This is a genomic window from Streptomyces sp. DSM 42067 (assembly GCF_055792885.1).
Genome location: NZ_CM147706.1, coordinates 5,443,523 through 5,457,956, shown reverse-complemented (window position 1 = coordinate 5,457,956; position 14,434 = coordinate 5,443,523). Strand labels below are relative to the sequence as shown.

General features: G+C 70.7%; 15 protein-coding genes. 3 read left to right on the top strand and 12 right to left on the bottom strand.

Annotated features, from left to right (window positions below; genetic code table 11):
* The first annotated feature begins 34 nt into the window (after positions 1-34).
* Positions 35-733, top strand: coding sequence for an ester cyclase (locus ACSMXV_RS25115; protein ID WP_473173496.1), 699 nt, complete (start codon positions 35-37; stop codon positions 731-733).
* Between the two features lie 186 nt (positions 734-919).
* Here ACSMXV_RS25115 and groL read toward each other — a convergent pair whose 3' ends face one another.
* The 3 genes from groL to ACSMXV_RS25100 form a co-directional block, all read right to left on the bottom strand.
* Complete coding sequence (gene groL, locus ACSMXV_RS25110; protein WP_473173495.1) at positions 920-2,548, bottom strand: chaperonin GroEL; 1,629 nt, start codon at positions 2,546-2,548, stop codon at positions 920-922.
* A gap of 108 nt (positions 2,549-2,656) precedes the next feature.
* Entirely contained in the window at positions 2,657-2,965 is a 309-nt protein-coding gene (gene groES / locus ACSMXV_RS25105; protein WP_003998759.1) for a co-chaperone GroES, read from the bottom strand.
* A 274-nt stretch (positions 2,966-3,239) separates the two neighbouring features.
* Complete coding sequence (locus ACSMXV_RS25100; protein ID WP_473173494.1) at positions 3,240-4,199, bottom strand: polysaccharide deacetylase family protein; 960 nt, start codon at positions 4,197-4,199, stop codon at positions 3,240-3,242.
* A gap of 90 nt (positions 4,200-4,289) precedes the next feature.
* Here ACSMXV_RS25100 and ACSMXV_RS25095 point away from each other — a divergent pair, with 90 nt between their 5' ends.
* Entirely contained in the window at positions 4,290-5,498 is a 1,209-nt protein-coding gene (locus ACSMXV_RS25095; protein WP_473173493.1) for a THUMP-like domain-containing protein, read from the top strand.
* Positions 5,499-5,577: 79 nt separating this feature from the next.
* Here ACSMXV_RS25095 and ACSMXV_RS25090 read toward each other — a convergent pair whose 3' ends face one another.
* From ACSMXV_RS25090 to tsaB, 6 genes are all read right to left on the bottom strand, one after another.
* A complete protein-coding gene (locus ACSMXV_RS25090; protein WP_473173492.1) occupies positions 5,578-5,934 on the bottom strand; it encodes a YciI family protein in 357 nt (118 codons plus the stop codon).
* A gap of 145 nt (positions 5,935-6,079) precedes the next feature.
* The gene (locus ACSMXV_RS25085; RefSeq protein WP_473173491.1) at positions 6,080-7,216 is read right to left on the bottom strand and encodes an LCP family protein; all 1,137 of its coding nucleotides are present in this window, start codon (positions 7,214-7,216) and stop codon (positions 6,080-6,082) included.
* A gap of 141 nt (positions 7,217-7,357) precedes the next feature.
* Positions 7,358-7,630: a hypothetical protein gene (locus ACSMXV_RS25080; protein WP_473173490.1), complete on the bottom strand. Its 273-nt coding sequence runs from the start codon at positions 7,628-7,630 to the stop codon at positions 7,358-7,360.
* The gene (gene tsaD, locus ACSMXV_RS25075) at positions 7,627-8,745 is read right to left on the bottom strand and encodes a tRNA (adenosine(37)-N6)-threonylcarbamoyltransferase complex transferase subunit TsaD (RefSeq protein WP_473173489.1); all 1,119 of its coding nucleotides are present in this window, start codon (positions 8,743-8,745) and stop codon (positions 7,627-7,629) included. The genes ACSMXV_RS25080 and tsaD overlap by 4 nt, the downstream gene beginning before the upstream one ends.
* Complete coding sequence (gene rimI / locus ACSMXV_RS25070) at positions 8,738-9,310, bottom strand: ribosomal protein S18-alanine N-acetyltransferase (protein ID WP_473179062.1); 573 nt, start codon at positions 9,308-9,310, stop codon at positions 8,738-8,740. Before rimI ends, tsaD begins: the two co-directional genes overlap by 8 nt.
* Before the next feature lie 20 nt (positions 9,311-9,330).
* Positions 9,331-9,984 carry a tRNA (adenosine(37)-N6)-threonylcarbamoyltransferase complex dimerization subunit type 1 TsaB gene (gene tsaB, locus ACSMXV_RS25065; protein ID WP_473173488.1) on the bottom strand — a complete coding sequence of 218 codons (654 nt, stop codon included), beginning with the start codon at positions 9,982-9,984 and terminating at the stop codon, positions 9,331-9,333.
* A 115-nt stretch (positions 9,985-10,099) separates the two neighbouring features.
* Between tsaB and ACSMXV_RS25060 the strand changes: the two genes are divergently transcribed.
* Positions 10,100-10,654, top strand: a complete 555-nt coding sequence (locus ACSMXV_RS25060; protein WP_473173487.1) for a hypothetical protein — start codon at positions 10,100-10,102, stop codon at positions 10,652-10,654.
* A gap of 411 nt (positions 10,655-11,065) precedes the next feature.
* On the opposite strand, the gene tsaE is transcribed toward ACSMXV_RS25060, so the two are convergent.
* The 3 genes from tsaE to alr form a co-directional block, all read right to left on the bottom strand.
* The gene (gene tsaE, locus ACSMXV_RS25055; RefSeq protein ID WP_473173486.1) at positions 11,066-11,611 is read right to left on the bottom strand and encodes a tRNA (adenosine(37)-N6)-threonylcarbamoyltransferase complex ATPase subunit type 1 TsaE; all 546 of its coding nucleotides are present in this window, start codon (positions 11,609-11,611) and stop codon (positions 11,066-11,068) included.
* On the bottom strand, positions 11,583-12,824 hold the full coding sequence (locus ACSMXV_RS25050) for an alpha/beta fold hydrolase (protein WP_473173485.1): 1,242 nt from the start codon (positions 12,822-12,824) through the stop codon (positions 11,583-11,585). The genes tsaE and ACSMXV_RS25050 overlap by 29 nt, the downstream gene beginning before the upstream one ends.
* A gap of 192 nt (positions 12,825-13,016) precedes the next feature.
* Positions 13,017-14,270, bottom strand: coding sequence for an alanine racemase (alr, locus tag ACSMXV_RS25045; protein ID WP_473173484.1), 1,254 nt, complete (start codon positions 14,268-14,270; stop codon positions 13,017-13,019).
* Positions 14,271-14,434 lie beyond the last annotated feature (164 nt).

Here is a 14,434-nt window from a genome sequence, read left to right as displayed (position 1 = left end):
CATCTCACCAGGCCTGAGCACGTCGGGAGGCGCCATGACGTTCGTGCAGCTCATTGACTGCAAGACGAGCAGATTCGACGAGATGAGCCGGCTCATGGACACATGGGTCGAGCAGACCAAGGGCAAGAGGACCGCCTCGCACAGCATCATCGGCAAGGACCGGTCCGACGACTCCCACTTCATCGAGATCGTCGAGTTCCCGTCGTACGAGGACGCGATGAGGAACTCGAACCTCCCGGAGACGGACCGGGTCTTCCGGGAGATGGTGGCCCTCTGCGACGAGATGCCGACGTTCACGGACCTGGAGATCGTCCGCGACGAGCAGCTCTACAAGGACACCTGCCGAGGGTTCTTCGAGACGATCGCCGTCAAGGGCGACCTTCCGCCGCTCGACGGCTTCCTGGCGGAGAACTATCACGACCACGATCCGGCCAACGACCCGGACAACATCGGGATGGATGCGATGCGCCGCGAGATGGAGATGTGGCGCGGCGGTTTCGATTTCGAGTTCACCATCGACGACCAGCTCGCCGAGGGCGACAGGGTCTGCACCCGCTGGACCTGGAACGCCACTCACAGCGGCGAGTTCATGGGGATTCCGGCCAGCAACAAGCAGGTCACCATGACCGGGACGACCATCCACCGGTGCCGCGAGGACGGCAAGATCGTCGAGGGCTGGTGGCAGTACGACAGGCTTGGCCTGATGGGGCAGCTGGAGGCACTGGAGATGTAGCGGCCGCCGACGGCCTCTGCGCCGGCACCGCACCGGCACCGGCACCGGCACCGGCACCGGCACCGGCACCGGCACCGGGAGATGCGTACGCCTGAACGCGTGAAGGTCCCCGTTCCCTGAGGGAGCGGGGACCTTCCCTTCGTCGTCAGCCGACGTGCTCGTCAGCCGGCGTGCGCCGGCACGACGTCAGTGCGCGTGGCCGTGACCGTGGCCGTGACCGGCCTCGGCCTCCTCCTCGGCCGGCTTCTCGACGACCAGGGTCTCGGTCGTGAGCAGCAGGGAGGCGATGGACGCGGCGTTCTCCAGCGCGGAGCGGGTGACCTTGACCGGGTCGATGACGCCGGACTTCACCAGGTCGCCGTACTCGCCGGTGGCGGCGTTGTAGCCGTTGCCCTTCTCGAGCTCGGCCACCTTGGAGACGATGACGTAGCCCTCGAGGCCGGCGTTCTCGGCGATCCAGCGCAGCGGCTCGACGGCGGCGCGGCGGACGACCGAGACACCGGTGGCCTCGTCGCCGGTCTTGCCGAGGTTGCCCTCGAGCACCTTCACGGCGTGGACGAGCGCGGAGCCACCACCGGAGACGATGCCCTCCTCGACCGCGGCGCGGGTCGCGGAGATGGCGTCCTCCAGGCGGTGCTTCTTCTCCTTCAGCTCCACCTCGGTGGCGGCGCCGACCTTGATCACGCACACGCCGCCGGCCAGCTTCGCGAGGCGCTCCTGGAGCTTCTCGCGGTCCCAGTCGGAGTCGGTGTTCTCGATCTCGGCCTTGATCTGGTTGACGCGGCCCGCGACGTCCTCGGACTTGCCGCCGCCGTCGACGATGGTGGTGTCGTCCTTGGTGACGGTCACGCGGCGGGCGCTGCCCAGCACCTCGAGGCCGACCTGGTCGAGCTTGAGGCCGACCTCCTCGGCGACGACCTGGGCGCCGGTGAGGACCGCCATGTCCTGCAGCATCGCCTTGCGGCGGTCGCCGAAGCCGGGGGCCTTCACCGCGACGGCGTTGAAGGTGCCGCGGATCTTGTTCACGACGAGGGTCGACAGGGCCTCGCCCTCGACGTCCTCGGCGATGATCAGCAGCGGCTTGGAGGAGCCGGCCTGGATGACCTTCTCCAGCAGCGGCAGCAGGTCCTGGATGGAGGCGATCTTGCCCTGGTTGATGAGGATGTACGGGTCGTCGAGGACGGCCTCCATACGCTCCTGGTCGGACACCATGTACGGCGACAGGTAGCCCTTGTCGAAGGCCATGCCCTCGGTGAAGTCCAGCTCCAGACCGAAGGTGTTGGACTCCTCGACGGTGATGACACCGTCCTTGCCGACCTTGTCCATCGCCTCGGCGATGAGCTCGCCGACCTGCTGGTCCTGGGCGGACAGCGCGGCGACGGCGGCGATGTCGGACTTCTCGTCGATCGGACGGGCGGTGGCGAGGAGCTCCTCGGAGACCGCGGCGACGGCCGCGTCGATGCCCTTCTTCAGGGCGGCCGGGGAAGCACCGGCGGCGACGTTGCGCAGACCCTCCTTGACGAGGGCCTGGGCCAGCACGGTGGCGGTGGTGGTGCCGTCACCCGCGATGTCGTTGGTCTTGGTCGCCACCTCCTTCACCAGCTGGGCGCCGAGGTTCTCGTACGGGTCGTCGATCTCGACCTCACGGGCGATCGTGACACCGTCGTTGGTGATGGTGGGCGCGCCGAACTTCTTGTCGATGACGACGTTGCGGCCCTTGGGGCCGATCGTCACCTTGACCGTGTCGGCAAGCTTGTTGACGCCGCGCTCGAGGGCGCGACGGGCGTCCTCGTCGAACTTCAGGATCTTCGCCATGGGAGCGGTTCAGCCCTCTCGGAACTCGGTTTAAAGAACTGCGCCCCTCGCCGCCCGGCTTCAGCGGGGTGACCAGGGGCGCAGCTCACAAAGCAAATCTGCGGTGAATTACTTCTCGATGATCGCGAGGACGTCGCGAGCCGAGAGGACGAGGTACTCCTCGCCGTTGTACTTCACCTCGGTGCCGCCGTACTTGCTGTACAGCACGATGTCGCCGGTCTTGACGTCGAGCGGAAGGCGCTCGCCGTTCTCGAAGCGGCCCGGGCCCACGGCCAGGACGACGCCCTCCTGGGGCTTCTCCTTGGCGGTGTCCGGGATGACCAGGCCAGAGGCGGTGGTCTGCTCGGCGTCGAGCGGCTGGACCACAATGCGGTCCTCAAGCGGCTTGATGGCAACCTTGGAGCTGGTGGTCGTCACGATCCGACCTCCCCCTTCGGAGATCTCACGGGGTTAACTGTCTGAGGTGGCGACCAGGTCGATCCGTCGTCGCGGGTGCCGGACCTGCCCGTCGCTATTGGCACTCTCCAGGGGGGAGTGCCAGGGCCGAGACTATGACCGCGATTAGCACTCGGTCAAGCGGAGTGCCAACGCGGCGCAGACAACACCGCGAATCGCCCGCACGGGCTGGTTACGGGACGTTTGTACGAATACGGCGTACGAAGCGGCCGCGCCCGGTTCGGTGTCGCCCGCGTCAGAGGTAGTCCTCCAGCCTGGCCACCGCGTATCCCTTGGCGGTGATCACCTTCATGACATGCCGGATCATGTCGGGCATCGCGCCGTTCCAGTCCTCGCGACCCCGGAAGTGGGTGAGGATGATGTCGCCGGGGTGGAGGTCGCGGTCCCATTCGCGCCAGTCCATGTGGTCCGGGAAGGCCTCGGCGTTCCACAACGGAACGGCCTTGATGCCGCAGGACTTGGCGGCACGCAGCGTGTCCCGGTTGTAGTTGCCGAAGGGCGGACGGAACACGGTGGGACGTGAGCCGTACTCCTTCTCGATGACGTCCTGCATGCCGCAGATCTCGCGCCGCTGCTCGGCGTAGGAGAGGCCGGGCAGATAGGGGTGGTTGAGGGTGTGGTTGTTCAGCGTGACGCCGCGCTCCTGCATCTTCCTGAAGTAGCCGTAGTCCTCCTTCACGAGGTAGTCGCTGAGGAAGGCGGTATACGGAATCTTCAGCTCGCTCATCATCCTCAGCAGCGCCGGGTCCTTCTCGGCCCCGTCATCGATGGTGAGGAAGACGACCTTGTCCTTGGTCGGGACGGTCGTGAAGACGGGCGGCAGGCCCTCGCCGTCCGTGACCTCGAAGCCCTCGCGGGTCTCGATACCCGGTTTGACGGAGGGCGGGGCGGGGGCGGGCAGCGGGGGCCCGGACAGCCCCCAGCGCTTAGCGGCGGCGACCCGGGCGGCCTGCGAGTCGCGCAGCTCCTGCGCGTACTCGTCGAGGGCGCGGGCGGGAGGGGCCTGAAGGGGCTGGGCCCCGCCGGGCCCCGAGCCGGGACCGGGGCCCGGTCGGGAAACGGCGCCCGAGCGGGAACCGGAAGCTGAGCCGGAGTCGCCGCAGCCCGAGGCGATCACGGCGACGGCGGCTACGGCGAGACAGACCTGACGCAGCCCAGTGCCGGGAATCTTGTCTTTTTGTCGCATTTGCCGCATGGCGCCGCATCCTTTCAGCGGCGGACGCCCGGAATGGGCTGACACCGCCGCCGGGCGCGCATCGTCCACCGGCTGGCCCACAATGGGCCGGTGAACGACCGTGCTCGCGCTGCCTCCGCCGCCTCCGACGTCTCCGCCTTCTCCGCACTGCTCACCGAAGAGGGCCGCGCCCTCCTCGACGAGGTGCGCGACATCGACCCGGCGCAGGAGCTGGCCGTCGCCACGCGGCTGCGCCGTGAGCACCCCGCCGCGCTGGTTTCGGCGGCCATCGGGCAGGCCCGGCTGCGGCAGCGGGCCGCGGCGAAGTTCGGCGCGGCGGACGCCGGCCGGATGTTCTTCACCCCGAACGGCGTGGAGCAGGCGACCCGCGCGTCGGTCGCGGCGTACCGCGCGGGCCGGTTCGCCGACCTCGGCGTCCGCAGCGTCGCCGACCTGTGCTGCGGGGTGGGCGGCGACGCGATCGCGCTGGCCCGCGCGGGCATCTCGGTGCTGGCCGTCGACCGGGACCCGCTGACGTGCGCGGTCGCCCGCGCGAATGCCGGGGCGCTCGGCCTCGACGGCCTGATCGAGGTGCGGGAAGCCGATGTCACGGAGGTGGACACGGGGTCGTACGACGCGGTGTTCGTGGATCCCGCACGGCGCGGCGGGAGAGGCCGCGTGTTCGACCCCGAGGCGTACTCGCCGCCGCTCTCCTGGGCCGTCGGAGCGGCCCGCACGGCGCCCCGCGCCGCGTTGAAGATCGCGCCGGGCATCCCTCACGAGACGATCCCCGCCGACGCCGGGGCCGAGTGGATCTCGGACCACGGGGACGTCAAGGAGGCGGTGCTGTGGTTCGGCACCGAGCCCGGAACGGTCCGGGCGACGCTGCTGCCCGGCCCGCGCTCGCTGGTGGGCCGCGGACTGCCCGATCCGGAGGTACGGCCCGTCGGCCGCTATCTCTACGAACCGGACGGCGCCGTGATCCGCGCGCATCTGGTCGCCGAAGTCGCCCAGGACGTCGGCGGAGGCCTGATCGACGAGACCATCGCGTACGTCACCGCGGACGACCTGCGCCCCACCTCGTACGCCACCGCCTACGAGATCACCGACCGGCTTCCCTTCAACGTGAAGAGGCTGAAGGCGCTGCTTCGGGAACGCGAGGTCGGGATCCTGACCGTCAAGAAGCGGGGGTCCGCCGTCGAACCGGAGGAGCTGCGGCGCAAGGTGAGGCCGCAGGGGCCGAACTCGGCGACGGTCTTCCTCACACGGGTGGCCGGAGCGCCGACCATGCTGATCGGGCGGCCGGCGGCGGCCGCGTAGCGCTGCTCCGCTCGCCCAGTCGACGGCCGCCGCCGTCCCCCGGCCCGTCTCTCCCCCGTCAGGGCTCCTCGATGTCCCGTCAGGGCTCCTCGATCTCCCGGACCTCGCAGGTCACCGTCCAGTACTCCTCGTGGACCTTCAGGAAGCGCTTGGTCCACTCGACGGCCTCCGCCATGTCCTTGGCCTGGACGATCGAGTAGCCGCCGATGACCTCCTTGGACTCGGTGAACGGGCCGTCGGTGACGGACAGCTGTCCGCCCTCCCAGCGCACGCGGGTGCCCTGTGCGGTCGGCCTGAGGCCCGCGGTGTCGAGGAGCACTCCGGCCTTGGTCATCTCCTCGATCAGCTCGCCCATGCGCTGCATGAGGGCCTCGCTCGGGCCCTCGGCGGGCGGGTTGTTCTCATCGATACGGATCATCGACAGATAACGCGGCATGATCGTCTCCCATCGCTCGGGGGCGGGGTCCGTCCCCGCCTCTCACCCGTGCGTCGATCGGGGGACACGTGAATCGACACCGGGCGGGAAATTCTTCGAGGAATTCTCCGGACGGGCCGACGGCGGCCTCACCGCCACGGCGGCCTCAGCGCAGCGACGCCCACAGCTCGCTCGCCTCCGGCTCGTCCGCCACCACCCGGTTGGCGTCGTAGGGGGCCGTCACGACCGGCATGGTCACCGTCGTCAGATCGTCGGCGGAGATGCCGCTCAGCGCGTCCGCCAGGCCCATCAGCTCGCCGAGCGAGTCGAGTCCCGTGTCCGTCGTGAGGCTTCCCGTGACGGCGTCGGTCACCTCGTACAGGCGGGTGGGACTGGTCAGGAGGTTGCTCGCCGTCGCCTCTTCGAGCATCGCCTTGATCAGCTGCTGCTGGAGGCCGATGCGCCCGAGGTCGCTGCCATCCCCTATGCCGTGCCGGGTCCGGGCGAGCGCAAGGGCCTCGGTGCCGTCGAGGTGGTGCGTGCCGGCGTCGAGGTGGAGTTGGCTCTTGTCGTCGTCGATGTCCTCCTCCGTGGTGACCGTCACCCCGCCGAGCGTGTCCACCAGGTCCGCGAAACCGGCGAAGTCGATCTCGATGTAGTGGTCCATGCGGACATCGGTGAGCTGCTCCACCGTCTTGATCGCGCACACCGGACCACCCACGGAGTACGCGCTGTTGAACATGGCGTTGTACGCGACCGCCGTGCTGCCTCCCGACGACGTGGGGCACGACGGGCGCGTGACCAGCGTGTCGCGCGGAATGCTGACCACCGTCGCCTCGGTCCGGTCCGCGTCGAGGTGCACGATCATCGCCGTGTCGGAGCGGGCGCCCGAGCTGTTGCCGCCGCCGAGTTCGGAGTTCCGTTCACCGCTGCGCGAATCCGAGCCCAGCACAAGGATGTTCAGCGCTCCGGCCGGGAGGGCCGACGCGGAGGGATACGGGGACGGGGACGGGGTGGCCTCGTCGGAGGGCGACGCCGTGGGAGACGGGGGCGACACCGCTGCGGCCTTCTCCGGCCGGTCGTCGCCCAGCGCGCTGTCGATGTCCACGCTCTGGATGTTGTCGTTCAGTTGCCAGTACATCCAGCCCGCTCCGGCGCCGGTGAGCACGAGGATGCAGCCGAGCATGACTCCGGCGGTCCTGAGCGCAAGGGACCGCCGGCCGCGTCTCCTGCCGTCCGCGTCGCGGTTCCCGCCGTCGCCGTGCACTCCGTCCCGGCTTCCGCTGCCTCTGTCTTCCGTCACGCGCAAGAACGTAAGTCCGAATTATTACAGCGGATACCGCTTCTCGGGTTTCCTTCGGAAACTCTCAGAGTTCACAGAGAATTCTCAGAAACGGCCGCAGTCACGGTTCTTCGGGGGCCCGCGCCCACGTCATACGTGCGGCTACGCCTCCGCGCCCACCGACTCGAACCGCCACCGGTGCACCGCGCGCGCCACCAACTCCTCGTCAGGATCGGGCAGTTCGGGCAACTCGGCACCGTACTCGGCGTCCCACCAGGTGATGACCAGGACCCGGGCCTGGGAGGTACCCCCAGGTGCGCGAAAGGTCTCCCGGCGCAGGGGCCGGGGGGCCAACTCCTGGGCCCGCGCCCAGGCGAGCAGCTCCTCGCCCCGGCCCTCGGCCGCCCGCGCCTCCCACATCAACGCGACCGTCATGAGTACAGGTTGTCCTTCGCGAACTCGTGCACATGGTCGTGGTCGTCGTCGTGCCCGTGGGACACACCGGGCACATGAGGGTCCGTCACCGGCAGCGAGGAGTCCGCGGACAGATCCCAGTCCGACGCGGCGCGCCCGCGCGCCACCATCTCCGCGCCGAGCGCCGCGACCATCGCGCCGTTGTCGGTGCACAGCTTGGGCCGCGGCACGCGCAGCCGGATACCGGCGGCGTCGCAGCGCTCCTGAGCGAGCGCCCGCAGCCGCGAGTTGGCCGCCACACCGCCGCCGATCATCAGATGGTCGACGCCCTGGTCGCGGCAGGCCCGGACGGCCTTCCGGGTCAGCACGTCCACGACGGCCTCCTGGAAGGACGCGGCGACATCGCGCACCGGCACCTCCTCGCCCGCCGCCCGCTTCGCCTCGATCCAGCGGGCCACGGCCGTCTTCAGGCCGGAGAAGGAGAAGTCGTACGCGGGGTCGCGCGGGCCTGTGAGGCCGCGCGGGAACGCGATCGCCTCCGGGTCGCCCTCCTTCGCGTACCGGTCGATGACCGGGCCGCCCGGGAAGCCGAGGTTCAGCACCCGCGCGATCTTGTCGAAGGCCTCGCCCGCCGCGTCGTCGATGGTGGCGCCCATCGGCCGTACGTCCGAGGTGATGTCGGTGGAGAGCAGCAGCGACGAGTGCCCGCCGGAGACGAGCAGCGCCATCGTGGGCTCGGGCAGCGCGCCGTGTTCCAGCTGGTCCACGCAGATGTGCGAGGCCAGATGGTTCACGCCGTAGAGCGGCTTGCCCAGCGCGTACGCGTACGCCTTCGCGGCCGAGACGCCGACCAGCAGCGCCCCCGCGAGCCCGGGCCCTGCGGTCACCGCGATGCCGTCCAGGTCGGTGGCGACGACCCCCGCCTCCTTCAGCGCACGGTCGATGGTCGGCACCATCGCCTCCAGATGCGCGCGACTCGCGACCTCCGGCACGACGCCACCGAAGCGGGCGTGCTCGTCCACGCTCGACGCGACCGCGTCCGCGAGCAGCGTGGTGCCGCGGACGATGCCGACGCCGGTCTCGTCGCAGGAGGTCTCGATGCCGAGTACGAGAGGGGCATCGCGTGAGTCAGCCATGGATCCGGTTTCCTTGTACGCCGTTCACGGGGGTGGAGGGATGGTGGGTCGCCGCATCGGGGGAGTCGGCGGAGGCATCGGCAAAGGCCGCGGCGCCTGAGGAGGGTCCGGCCAGCCGCATGACGACGGCGTCGACGTTCCCCGGCTGGTAGTAGCCGCGCCGGAAGCCGATGGGTTCGAAGCCGTAGCGCTCGTAGAGCTTCTGGGCGCGGATGTTGTCGACACGGCATTCGAGCAGCACCTCGGTGCACTCGAACGCGGTCGCGGCCCGCAGCAGCTCGGTGAGCAGCCGCCCGCCGAGCCCCGTGCCCCACTGCTCGCGGGCCACGGCGATGGTCTGTACGTCACCCACCACCGCGGAGTGCTCGTCGTCACCCGATCCGGTGACCGCGAGTCCCGCGTAGCCGACGAGCCGTTCGCCGTCATCGGCCACGACGTAGTGGCGGGTCGCGCCCGGGCCGCGCGCATGGGCGAGCTCCGACCAGAACATGCCTCGCGACCAGGCGTCGTCGGGAAACAGTTCGCGCTCGAGCTCCAGCACGGGATCGATGTCCCACCAGCGCATCTCGCGCAGTACGACAGCTGTCACTTCGGTGTGACCACCTTGTAGTTCTTGGGCACCTGAGCGTCCGGGCGGCGCAGATACAGCGGCCTGGGTGCGGCCGGTTCCTCGCCCGCCTCCAGCTTCTCCACCGCGAGCGAGGCGAGCGCGGCAGCGGACACGTGCTCCGGCTCGTGTGCGTTCGGGAACGTGTCCGGGTAGAGCCGAGCCCCCGCGCCGACCGCCGGCAGCCCGGCGACCTGGTGCGCGATGTCGGCGGGCCTGTCCACGGCCGGCTCCGTGACGCGGGTGCGCCGGTCGGCGTACCGGGCCCAGTAGACCTCCTTGCGCCGGGCGTCCGTCGCCGCGACGAAGGGGCCCTCGGTGCATGAGGCGTACGCGAGGGCGTCGAGCGTGCACAGGCCGTACACGGGCACCCCCAGCACCAGGCCGAAGGTGTCGGCGGTCATCAGGCCGACGCGCAGCCCGGTGTACGGTCCCGGGCCGACGCCGACGACGATGCCGGTGACCGCGTCGAGCTTCCGTCCGGCCTCGGCCAGCACACGGTCGACGGCGGGTAGCAGCAGCTCGCCGTGGCGGCGGGCGTCCACCTGACTCGACGACGCGACGACGGACTCCCCGTCGTGCAGCGCGACGGTGACGGCGGGTGTGGCGGTATCCAGAGCGAGCAAGAGCACGCAAACAGCCTACGGCTTGGGCGCCGGAGGCACGGCCGCACCGGTGTGCCGCACACCTGCTGCTACCGTCACCGTCGAGGGTCGAGACGGGCGTACGTACGAGAGGTGGGCACACGTGGCAAGGAGCAGCTCGGGATTCGTGGCCGGGCTGACCGCGGCCGCCATCGCCGCGGTCGCTTTCCTCGCCTTCCAGGCCTCGGCCAATGTGCCCGACACGCTCGGCAAGGCCGAGCCGTCCCCCTCCCCCACCGCGTCGCAGTCCCCCACGGAGAGCGCGAAGCAGGAGTCGACGGCGCCCCCTGAGGAGTCCGGCACCGGCGAGCGGGTCGTCTACTCGCTGGGGGACGACCGCGTCTGGCTGGTCGGTGCGGACGGCGAGACGAAGCGGACATTTCAGGTCACGCCGAGCACCGTCGACCCCGAGGTGGGCACCTACAGCGTCACCTCGCGGTCCAGCACGGTGACGGGCTCCGACGGCGTGCCGATCGAGCACGTGGTGCGCTTCACCGACGTCGACGGCGTGGTGATCGGCTTCAGCGCGGCCGTCGACGGCTCGACCCCGAAGCCCGACCCGTCGAAGCAGACAGGCGGCATCCGCGAGTCCCGCGAGGACGGCAACGCGATGTGGACGTTCGCGACGGTGGGCACGACGGTCGTAGTGGTGCCGTAGGCCCCAGGGTGGAACGGGGGTGGGCACAGCCCACCCGTTACGGCATCCGCGAATTCAAGGGCACCGCCCCACCGGACGGTGCGCCCACGGCGGCGTCGAAACCGCGGCAGCCGCCGCACAGGCATCGAGCAGCTCTCGCATCGACGGCCGCACAGACGCCGTCGCGCGCGGCGCCTCAGGCGACACGACCGGCCGGTCCCCCGCCTGCGCAGCAGCCGGCACATCACGTTCAGAAGCCGACATGGACGCCTCCTGCGGGCTCCGGGAGCAGCCGTGGTTAGGCAGACCTAACCCGTACAGGTGTCCATGTGACCACGCGCGGCCCGCACAACGCAACATCTTCCCGACGTCCTGTCGGCACCTTCGGGTGAACCTACGAAGAAGACGGGCGAACCCACGAAAGCCCGCCGGTCAGGCGGCCAGCACGGCCAGGTCCGTCGCCGCCCACCGCTCGCCATAGCCGGTGAGCATGACCTCGCGTACCTCGTCCGTGGTGTCTCCGGTGGCCCGGTGGATGAGGACCTGCAGCCGGTCGTCCGAGAGGCCCTCGACCTTCCCCTCGCCCCACTCCACGACGATCACGGACTCGGGCAGCGACACATCGAGGTCGAGGTCCTCCATCTCGTCGAGCCCTCCGCCCAGCCGGTACGCGTCCACGTGCACCAGCGGCGGGCCCCCGCCCAGCGACGGGTGGACGCGGGCGATGACGAAGGTCGGCGAGGTGACCGCGCCGCGCACGTCCAAGCCCTCGCCGAGCCCGCGGGTCAGCGTCGTCTTTCCTGCCCCCAGCTCGCCGCTGAGCATCACGAGGTCGCCGGCGCGCAGCAGCTTGGCCAGGCGGCGGCCCAGCTCCTGCATCTGCGCCGGCGAGGTGACGGTGAGGCGGGCGCTGGTCGGGGTGCTGGTGCGGTCGACCGGTTCGGCCTGTTCAGTGGCCGGGTTGTGCGGTGCTTCCATAGCTGCCCACGTTAGCCCCTGCCGGGACGGCACCGACCTTGGCGAGGAGGTCCGCGAGACGGTCCGTGACCACTTCGGGGTGCTCCAGCATCACCAGATGCCCCGCGTCCGGCACGAGCACCAGTTCGGCGTCGGGCAGCAGGTCCGCGATCGCCTCGCTGTGCTCGCTGGGCGTGACCAGGTCCTGGTCGCCGGCCAGGACGAGAACGGGGACGTCGGCGAACCGCTTGAGGGCCTCGGTCTTGTCGTGCTCGTGGAACGCCGGATAGAACTCGGCGACCACGTCGATCGGCGTGGCCTCGATCATCCGCTCGGCGAACCGCGCGACCACCGGGTCGACGTCCCTGGACGCGAACGAGTAGCGCTTGATGATCCCCGCGAACAGGTCGGCCGTCGCCCGCCGTCCCCGTTCCACCAGCTCGGCGCGCTGCCCCAGCGCCTTCAGTACGCCTGGCAGCAAGCGCCGCACAGCGTTGACGCCCGCCACCGGCAGCCCGAAGTTCACTTCGCCGAGCCGCCCGGACGACGTACCGACGAGGGCCACGCCGACGACACGGTCGCGGATCAGTTCCGGGTAGTGGCCGGCCAGCGCCATCGTGGTCATGCCGCCCATCGAGTGTCCGACGAGCACGAGCGGCCCCTCGGGGGCGGCCGCGTCTATGACGGCCTTCAGATCGCGGCCCAGCTGGTCGATGGAGATCGGCACGCCGTCCCCGTCGATGCCCGGGGCCTGCGCCACACCGCGCCCGGAGCGGCCGTGGCTGCGCTGGTCCCAGTGCACGGTCCGTACGACCCCGCGCAGCGCGGCCCGCTGGAAGTGCCAGGAGTCCTGGTTAAGGCAGTAGCCGTGGCAGAAGACGACGGTCACGGGCGCCGGGGCCTTGCGGCCGAACAGCCTCCTGCGGCGTGGCGCCGTCCCGCCGTCGGGCTCGACCTCGTCTATCTCGTAGTACAGCTCGGTGCCGTCGTCCGCGTACGCCTTGCCCGGCTTGCCGCGCAGCGCTCCGTAGGGTCCGGTGGAATCCAGGGCGAGCCGCGCCTTCTGTCGCATCCCGCGGCCCACTGTCATCCGTTCGATGGCGACGCCGGCGGCGGCTCCCGCGGCGATCACGCCTATCGCGGTGCCCACCAGTCCGGCGCGGCGCCAGCTGCCGGCGGCGGAGGCGGCCGCCGTGGCCGCTTCCGCGACAGCCTCCGCGCTGCTCTCGCTCACGTGCCGCTCCTCACTCGGTGCTCGGTCGTCGGGGTCGTGCTCGGTCATAGGGCTGTGCGTTCGGTGCTCGGGTGCCCGGTCGTCGGGCTCGGTGCTTGGTGCTCGGTACTTGGTGCTGGGTGCGGTGCTGGGTGTTGGGCCGCTCGGTTGCCGGCTCAGGGCCCCATCGCGGGGCCGGTCGCCGGCACCGGGTCAGTCCGTGCCGTCGCGCCGTCCGCCGCCGGGGCCCGCTTCACCGTCGGACCGCTCCTGGCCGTCGCACCGTTCCTCGCCGTCGCACCGCTCGTCGCCCTCGGGCCGCTCGTTCACATAGACGCGTGGAACGCGCGATCCGATGCGGGTGACGATTTCGTACGCGATGGTCCCCGCCGCCTGTGCCCAGTTCTCGGCGGTCGGCTCGCCCCGGTCGCCCGGTCCGAACAGCAGCGCTTCCGCGCCGGCCGGAGGCTCGTCCCCTCCGAGATCGACCACGAACTGGTCCATCGCGATACGCCCCGCCACCGTCCGGAGCTTGCCCCCGACCAACACGGGCCCGGTGCCGGACGCATGACGCGGGATCCCGTCACCGTAACCGACGGGGATGAGGCCGAGAGTCGTGCCCCCCGGTGTGACGTAGTGATGTCCGTAACTCACGCCGTGGCCCCCCGGCACATGCTTCACGAGCGCGAGCGACGCGGAGAGCGTCATCACCGGACGCAGCCCGAGGTCCGCCGACGTGCCGATCTCGGGGCTCGGCGAGATCCCGTACATCGCGATCCCCGGTCGTACGAGATCGAAGTGCGTCTCCGGAAGGGTCAGCGTGCCCGGCGAGTTGGCGATGTGCCGCACCTCGGGGCGCGCGCCCTTGGCCTCCGCGTACGCCACCATCTCGCGGAACAGGGTGAGCTGGGCCTCGATTGACGGGTGGCCGGGCTCGTCGGCGCACGCGAAGTGCGACCAGAGGCCGGTGACTTGGACGAGCCCCTCGGCCTGCGCGGCGAGGGACTCGGCGATGAGTTCGGGCCAGTCTGCGGGCTGGCAGCCGTTGCGCCCGAGGCCGGTGTCGGCCTTCAACTGGATGCGTGCGGGGCGGCCCGCCTGCCGCGCGGCGGCCTTGACCTCCCGCAGGGCCCACATCCCGCTCACCGCGATGTCGAGATCCGCCTCGATGCCCTCGCGCCACGGGCCGCCGGGCGTCCAGAGCCAGCACATGACGCGGGCGCCGTCGGGCCCGATCCCGGCGGCCCGCAGCGCGAGCGCCTCCTCGGGCGTCGCGGTGCCGAGCCAGGTCGCGCCCGCGTCCAGTGCGGCACGCGCGCAGGGGATCATCCCGTGCCCGTACGCGTCCGCCTTCACGACGGCCATGAACGCGGCCCCGGGCGCCAGGGCACGCAACGTCCGCACGTTGGCCCGAAGGGCGGACAGATCGATCTCAGCGCGGGCGCGCAACGGGGCAGTCTCATTCATGGCGCACCCAGTGTCTCAGAGCCCTACGACACCCCACTGCGACGTTGGGCGCCGCTGCGCCTGTGGGCAGTCGTTCCGCTGGGGCGGAACGGGTGGGCACTGGGGGCACCTCCCAGCGTTAGCTGGGGGAGGAACCACCGCGGCGCCGCGCCCGCCCCGCAGCG

Coding starts and splice junctions, on each gene's coding strand:
- rimI (WP_473179062.1), bottom strand. CDS start 9,310: ATGCGCTGGTGGGACATCGATCCCGTGCTGGAGCTCGAGCGCGAACTG.
- ACSMXV_RS25090 (WP_473173492.1), bottom strand. CDS start 5,934: ATGCCGCGTTATCTGTCGATGATCCGTATCGATGAGAACAACCCGCCC.
- ACSMXV_RS25100 (WP_473173494.1), bottom strand. CDS start 4,199: ATGCGGCAAATGCGACAAAAAGACAAGATTCCCGGCACTGGGCTGCGT.
- tsaE (WP_473173486.1), bottom strand. CDS start 11,611: ATGGAAGCACCGCACAACCCGGCCACTGAACAGGCCGAACCGGTCGAC.
- ACSMXV_RS25080 (WP_473173490.1), bottom strand. CDS start 7,630: ATGACGGTCGCGTTGATGTGGGAGGCGCGGGCGGCCGAGGGCCGGGGC.
- ACSMXV_RS25115 (WP_473173496.1), top strand. CDS start 35: ATGACGTTCGTGCAGCTCATTGACTGCAAGACGAGCAGATTCGACGAG.
- groL (WP_473173495.1), bottom strand. CDS start 2,548: ATGGCGAAGATCCTGAAGTTCGACGAGGACGCCCGTCGCGCCCTCGAG.
- tsaD (WP_473173489.1), bottom strand. CDS start 8,745: ATGGCTGACTCACGCGATGCCCCTCTCGTACTCGGCATCGAGACCTCC.
- alr (WP_473173484.1), bottom strand. CDS start 14,270: ATGAATGAGACTGCCCCGTTGCGCGCCCGCGCTGAGATCGATCTGTCC.